This is a genomic window from Dactylosporangium siamense (genome assembly GCF_016862795.1).
Lineage (GTDB): Bacteria > Actinomycetota > Actinomycetes > Mycobacteriales > Micromonosporaceae > Dactylosporangium > Dactylosporangium siamense.
In genome coordinates this window covers 44,283-51,116 of record NZ_BONQ01000103.1, presented here as the reverse complement: position 1 = coordinate 51,116, position 6,834 = coordinate 44,283, and the positions used below count along the sequence as shown (strand labels likewise).

Genomic DNA, 6,834 nt, shown 5'->3' with positions numbered 1-6,834 from the left:
GCGGCGGCACCGATGGCGGCGGCACCGATGGCGGCTCGCCGGGTCCGGGGGTCATGCGGTCCACGGCGGGGTGAACACGGCGCCGTCGGGCAGGCGGACCTGACCGCCGACGGGCAGGGCGCACAGCAGGCGCAACGGTCCGGCGCCGGTGTTGTGCAGGGCGAAATCGGTGTCCGGCGGCACCACGATCGCGTCGCCCGGCCCGGCGGTGAGGGTCTCGCCGGCGAGCCTGACGGTGGCCGTGCCGTCGAGGACGACGAATACCTCTTCCGCAGTGAGCTGGTGCGGGTCGGGCAGCGGGCCGGGCTCGATCGTGGCCTGCCAGACGCTGGTGCGCTCGGCGCCGCGGCTCGGGGCGACGAGCGGGTGGAAGGTGGCACCGGGGAACGGGGTGATCGCGGGTGCGGGGCTGAGCACGGGCACGAGAACCTCCGATGCGGTCAACTTGGTTGACTACATCGAAACACGTTCCCGAGGAAACCGTCAACCAAGTTGACCAGATCGCCGGCGGGCCCGGCTCTCGCGTGCGCGGGCCCGCCGTCGTCGTCCACCGGTTGCTACACGTTGACGCCGTAGTCCTTGGCGATGCCGGCCAGGCCCGAGGCGTAGCCCTGGCCGACGGCGCGGAACTTCCACTCGGCGCCGTTGCGGTACAGCTCGCCGAAGACCAGCGCGGTCTCCGTCGAGTAGTCCTCGGTCAGGTCGTAGCGGGTCAGCTCGTTGTTGTCGGCCGCGTTGACCACCCGGATGAAGGCGTTGGTGATCTGCCCGAACGACTGGCCACGGGCGTCGGCGTCGTGGATCGAGACCGGGAACACGATCTTGTCGACCTCGGGGCCGAGCGCGCCGAGGTTGACCTTGATCATCTCGTCGTCGCCTTCACCCTCACCGGTGAGGTTGTCACCGGTGTGCTCGACCGAGCCGTCGGGCGACTTGAGGTTGTTGAAGAACACGAAGTGCTGGTCGCTGAGGACCTTGCCATCGGCGCCGAGCAGCAGTGCGCTGGCGTCGAGGTCAAAGTCCGCACCAGTGGTGGTGCGGACATCCCAGCCGAGACCGACGTTGACGTTGGTCAGGCCAGGCGCGGCCTTGGTCAGACTGACGTTGCCGCCCTTGGTGAGGCTGACTCCCATGAATCCTCCAGGTATTGCCGGGCACGGGCACAGCCCGCTCTCAGTAAGCCATCATGCTCCGCCACCCTGAACGTCCGCTGGGAGGGTTGGCAGACGCGCCGCATGAATTTCAGACCTCGTAGGGTTGGACCACGACGAAATGGCCCTGCAACCCCATGAACTGCAGGGCGAGGCCTTCGGCCGGGCCGCCCGTGTACACCTGCCGGGAGACCCTGACCTGGGTCGACACCGAGACCCGCATTCCCGTGGTCCAGGCGACCACGGCGGCGATGTCGGCGAACGTCGGCCCCTGGCACAGCAGCGTCACCGGCGTGCCCCGCGTCATGACCACGACCGACCCCTGGCCGGACACGACGAGATGGAACACGCCGCCGCCGGGGATGCCCGGGCTCTCGATGCGTTGGATCTCCGTCCGCAGGGTGGCGTCGAAGGCGAGGACGTTGTTGGCGTTGATGCACAGCGAGTTGCCCTGCAGCTCGACGATGTGCAGGTCGGTGGCGTTCTCCGCGATGAACACCTCGCCCTGGCCCTTGCACGTCATGAGCTTGAGGCCCTGCCCGGTGACGGAGCCCTCGAACATCGCCCGCAGACCGCCGGAGCCCTTGTAGATGAACTCGACGTCACCCTGGTAGGCGACCATCGACCCGCGGCGGGCGTGGAACTCCGGGCCGAGCGTCACCTTCACCATCTTGCTGCTCTGCTTCGTCCACCGCCCGGTCGCCGGCACCTCCCGGTACTTCTGCAGGCTGACCATGGCACCCGGCTGGACCCGCTCACCCTGCCCGGGTGGCGGCGCACCCTGCACCGGCGGCTGCTGCGGATACCCCGGCTGCTGCGGATACCCCGGCTGCGGCGGGTACGCGGGCTGCGGCGCAAAGCCAGGCTGCGCCGGTGGGTACCCCGGTTGCTGCGGCGGGTATCCGGACTGCGGCGGCGGGCCGAAGCCCGGCTGCGGCGGTCCGGGCCGAGGTCCTGGCGGCGGCGCGGCCGGAGGTCCTGGCGGCGGCGCGAAGCCCGGCGCCGCACCCACCGGCGCGGCCGGAGCCGGCGCGGCCGGTGCCGGCTCGTCGTCGACGGTGCCGCCGTAGGAGCGGATCAGGTCGGCCAGACCACCGGCGAACCCCTGCCCGACCGCACCCGCCCGCCACACACCCTTGCGGTACAGGTCGCAGATGATGATCGCCCGCTCCGCGCCGAAGTCGGCGCCGGTGAAGCTGTACCGCATCACCTCCTGCCCGCCCGCGACCAGCCGCACGTAGCCGGACCGCAGCCGGCTCGCGGTGCCCGCACCCTCGATCGCCGCGCAGAACGACAGCTTGGCGATCTTCTCCGGCACCTTGCTCAGCACGGCCCGGAACGAGTCGGTGTCGCCCTGCTGCGGGCCGAGCTGCCGGATCGCGCCCTCCGGCGACGCCGGCTGGTTGAAGAAGACGAAGTACGCGTCGTCGGACAGCTTGTTGCCGGCGTCCAGCCCGAAGCACGACACGTCCCAGGTCAGCCCCGGCGCGTCCAGGAAGATGCCCACGTAGAGGTCGTCGGCCGTGGTGAGGGCCGACAGCGGGCTCTTCTGCCCCCGAGTGAATGCCTGCGACACGCCCCCAACATATCCGGACCGTTCCACGTGGGCGATCTCTGAACCTCCGTCAGGACACCTGGACCGGTTCGTCGGCCGGGGCGAACTGGGTGTGGTACAGCTCGGCGTACCGGCCGCCGACGGCGAGCAGCTCGGTGTGGGTGCCGCGTTCCACGATCCGGCCCGCCTCGACCACGAGGATGAGATCGGCGGCGCGGACCGTGGACAGGCGGTGCGCGATGACGACCGCGGTCCGGCCGGCGAGCGCCTCGGCCAGCGCCGCCTGCACCGCCGCCTCCGACGTCGAGTCCAGATGTGCGGTGGCCTCGTCCAGCACGACGACCTGCTGGCCGGCCAGGAGCAGCCGGGCGATCGTGAGGCGCTGCCGCTCCCCGCCGGAGAGGCGGTAGCCGCGCTCACCGACGACGGTGTCGAGGCCGTCGGGCAGCGCGGCGACCAGGTCTTCGAGGCGGGCCCGGCGCAGCACCGTCCACAGCTCCTCCTCGCTCGCCGAGGGGCGGGCGAGCAGCAGGTTGGCGCGGACGGACTCGTGGAACAGGTGCCCGTCCTGGGTGACCATGCCGAGGGTGGCCCGGATCGAGTCGGCGGACAGGTCCCGCACGTCGACACCGGCGAGGCGGACGGCGCCGCTGTCGACGTCGTACAGGCGGGGCAGCAGCTGCGCGATCGTCGACTTGCCCGCGCCGGACGAGCCGACCAGGGCGATCATCTGGCCCGGCGCGGCGGTGAACGAGACGTCGTGGAGGACTTCGACGCCGCCCCGGGTGTCGAGGGTCGCGACCTCCTCGAGGGAGGCGAGGGACACCTTGTCCGCGGCCGGGTAGCCGAAGCGGACCGAGTCGAACTCCACCGAGACGGGGCCGGCGGGGACCGTGCGGGCGTCGGGCTTCTCCGCGACGAGCGGGCGCAGGTCGAGGATCTCGAAGACCCGTTCGAAGCTGACCAGGGCGCTCATCACCTCGACCCGGGCGCTCGCGAGGGCGGTCAGCGGGGCGTACAGGCGGGTCAGCAGCAGCGCCAGCGCCACCACCGCGCCCGCGTCCAGGCTGCCGCGCAGCGCGGCGACGCCGCCGACGCCGTACACCAGGGCCAGGGCGAGCGAGGAGACCAGCGTCAGGGCGGTGATGAAGACGGTCTGGTTCATCGCCGTGCGGACGCCGATGTCGCGGACCCGGCCGGCCCGCTCGGCGAACTCCGTCGACTCGTCCGCCGGCCGGCCGAACAGCTTCACCAGGGTCGCGCCCGGCGCGGAGAACCGTTCCGTCATCTGCGTGCTCATCGCCGAGTTGTGCATGGCGGCCTCCCGCTGGAGGCGGGCGAGACGGGTCCCCATCCGCCGCGCCGGCAGCACGAACACCGGCAGCAGCAGCAACGCGAGCAGCGTGATCTGCCAGGACAGGCTCACCATCACCGCGAACGTCAGCGACAGCGTGACCAGGTTGCTGACGACCCCGGACAGCGTGCCGCTGAACGCGCGCTGCGCGCCGATGACGTCGTTGTTGAGGCGGCTGACGAGCGCGCCGGTGCGGGTCCGGGTGAAGAATGCCACCGGCATGCGCTGCACGTGGTCGAAGACCGCGGTCCGCAGGTCGAGGATCAGCCCCTCGCCGATCTTCGCCGACAGGAGCCGGGCGAGCAGCCCGACCCCTGCCTCGACGAGCGCGATGACCGCGATGAGCACCGCGAGGGTCACCACGGTGTCGCGGGAGCCGCCGCCGACGATCGCGTCGACGACCCGGCCGGCGAGCACCGGCGTGGCGACGGCCAGGAGCGCCGTGACGACGCTCAGCGACAGGAACCCGGCGAGCCGGGCCCGGTGCGGACGGGCGAACGCTCCGATGCGCCGCAGGGTGGCGACCGAGAACGGCCGTTTCTCCTGCTGCGCGTGGATCGCTTGGTACATCTGGCTCCAGGCGGTGCTCTCCATGCTCACACCGGACACCGTACGACCTCGACATTGGTTGAGGTCTACCCGCGCGTGAGAATCACCAGGTGTTGTGTGGCGCGGGTCATGGCGACGTACCGGTCGACGGCGCTCCAGGGACCGTCGATGAAGACGACCAGGTCGAACTCGAGACCCTTCGACAGTTCGGGGGTCAACGACCGCACCCGGTCCGTGGCCTGGAACGTGGGGTCGCCGATCACGCATGCGATCCCCTCGGCGTGTGCGGCGAGCCAGGTGTCCAGGATCGCGCCGAGCTCAGACACGGATCCGTGCGTGACGGGGATGCCGCTGCTGCGGATGGAGGTCGGCACGTTGGCGTCGGGGATCGCGGCCCGGATGACCGGCTCCGCCTCCGCCATGACCTCCGCCGGCGTGCGGTAGTTGACGGTCAGCGCCGCCAGGTCGATCCGGTTGAGGCCGATCCGCTCGAGCCGCTCCCGCCACGACTCGGTGAAGCCGTGCCTGGCCTGGGCCCGGTCCCCCACGATCGTGAAGCTCCGCGACGGGCAGCGCAGCAGCAGCATCTGCCACTCCGCGTCGGTCAGCTCCTGTGCCTCGTCCACGACGATGTGCGCGAACGGGCCGGCCAGCAGGTCCGGCGTGGTGCCGGGCTGGGCCGCCTGGTCGACGAGGGTGTCGTTCCAGCCCTCGTGTCGCAGCATCGTCACCAGGCCGACCCCGTAGTCGTCGTCGAGGACCGCGCTGAGGTCGTCCACGACCCTGGCCCGCTGCTCGCGCTCGGCGGCGAGGGCGGCGTCGCGCTGGTGCTGCCGCCGGGACGCCTCCGGGTCGCCGAGCCGCTGCCGGGCCGCGTCCAGCCACGGAAGGTCCGACACCGTCCAGGCTTGCGCGTCGAGCCGCTGCAGCTGCAGCACCTCGTCGGGCCCGAGCCAGGGCGCGCACCGGCGCAGATAGGCGGGGACCGACCACAGGTCACCGACGAGGTCGGCCGCCTCGATCAGCGGCCAGGCCCGGTGCAGCGCCGCGGTCAGCTCCCGGTTGCGCAGCAGCGACGTGCGCAGCCGCTCGTCCGGCACGTCGCCGTCGTGCTTGGCCGCCAGGATCTCGAGCAGTTCCGAAAGGATCTGGTCGCGCGCCTCGTTGTGCGGCGTGCCGGGGTCCACCGCCTCGAACGCCTCGGCCCAGTCCTCGGCGCTCAGCCACAGCTCGTCCTGGTCCGTCTCGACCGCCATCCCCTTCGCCGGCGGCCGCTCGTAGAACCGGACGGCCGCCTCGACCGCGCCCACCAGGTCCGCCGACGACTTCAAGCGGGCCACCTCCGGGTCGGTCTCCGGCACCGCCGTCGCGCCCTCGGCGACGAGGTCCCGCACCGTGCAGGTCTGCACCCCCTCCTCGCCGAGGCTGGGCAGGACGTCGGCGACGTAGGCCAGGTACGGCTGGTGCGGCCCGACGAACAGCACACCGCCCCGGCGGTGCCCGAGGCGAGGGTCGGCGTACAGCAGGTACGCGGTGCGGTGCAGCGCGACGACGGTCTTGCCGGTGCCCGGACCGCCGTCGACGACGAGCGCGCCGGCGGATCCGGCGCGGATGATCGCGTCCTGGTCGGCCTGGATGGTGCCGAGCACGTCGCGCATCCGGGCCGACCGGTTGCCGCCCAGGCTGGCGATGAACGCGGACTGGTCGTCCAGCGCGGCGTGCCCCTCCAGGCCGTCGGCGGTGAACACCTCGTCCCAGTAGTCACTGATCCGGCCGCGGGTCCACCGGTACCGGCGGCGGCTGGCCAGACCCATCGGGTTGGCGTGGGTCGCGCCGAAGAACGGCTCAGCGGCGGGCGAGCGCCAGTCCAGCAGCAGCCGGCGACCGGAACCGTCGGTGAGCCCGAGCCGGCCGACGTAGACGGGTTCGCCGTCCGCGCCGACGATGCGCCCGAGGCACAGGTCCAGCCCGAAGCGGCGCAGCGCCCGCAGGCGGGCGGTGAGCCGGTGAATCTCCTGGTCCCGGTTCATCGCCGCCTCACCGATGCCGCCGGGCGCCATCCGTTCGGCGTCGAGGCGGTCGGACAGCTCGGCGATCGACTGCTCGAGGCTCTCCGCGATGGCCGCGAAATGCCGCTCGTCACCGGCGATCAGCGCCGGGTCCGCTTTCGGGGTCAGGTGGTCGGGAAGGTCGAACGCACTGGTGGTCAGCGAATTCACGTCATC

General features: G+C 71.8%; 5 protein-coding genes. All 5 read right to left on the bottom strand.

Annotation, left to right across the window (positions count from 1 at the left end; translation table 11 throughout):
* Nucleotides 1-51: 51 nt before the first annotated feature.
* Nucleotides 52-423: a cupin domain-containing protein gene (locus Dsi01nite_RS32345; RefSeq protein WP_203850106.1), complete on the bottom strand. Its 372-nt coding sequence runs from the start codon at nt 421-423 to the stop codon at nt 52-54.
* Between the two features lie 134 nt (nt 424-557).
* A complete protein-coding gene (locus tag Dsi01nite_RS32340) occupies nt 558-1,133 on the bottom strand; it encodes a TerD family protein (RefSeq protein WP_203850105.1) in 576 nt (191 codons plus the stop codon).
* 109 nt (nt 1,134-1,242) lie between these two features.
* Nucleotides 1,243-2,727, bottom strand: a complete 1,485-nt coding sequence (locus tag Dsi01nite_RS32335; protein ID WP_203850104.1) for a TerD family protein — start codon at nt 2,725-2,727, stop codon at nt 1,243-1,245.
* A gap of 49 nt (nt 2,728-2,776) precedes the next feature.
* Entirely contained in the window at nt 2,777-4,654 is a 1,878-nt protein-coding gene (locus Dsi01nite_RS32330) for an ABC transporter ATP-binding protein (protein WP_203850113.1), read from the bottom strand.
* Between the two features lie 41 nt (nt 4,655-4,695).
* A complete protein-coding gene (gene helR / locus Dsi01nite_RS32325) occupies nt 4,696-6,819 on the bottom strand; it encodes an RNA polymerase recycling motor ATPase HelR (RefSeq protein WP_203850112.1) in 2,124 nt (707 codons plus the stop codon).
* Nucleotides 6,820-6,834: the final 15 nt, after the last annotated feature.

What these genes read in the sequence shown, in the direction of transcription:
- Dsi01nite_RS32340 (WP_203850105.1), bottom strand. Translation starts at nt 1,133, where the DNA reads ATGGGAGTCAGCCTCACCAAGGGCGGCAACGTCAGTCTGACCAAGGCC.
- Dsi01nite_RS32330 (WP_203850113.1), bottom strand. Translation starts at nt 4,654, where the DNA reads ATGGAGAGCACCGCCTGGAGCCAGATGTACCAAGCGATCCACGCGCAG.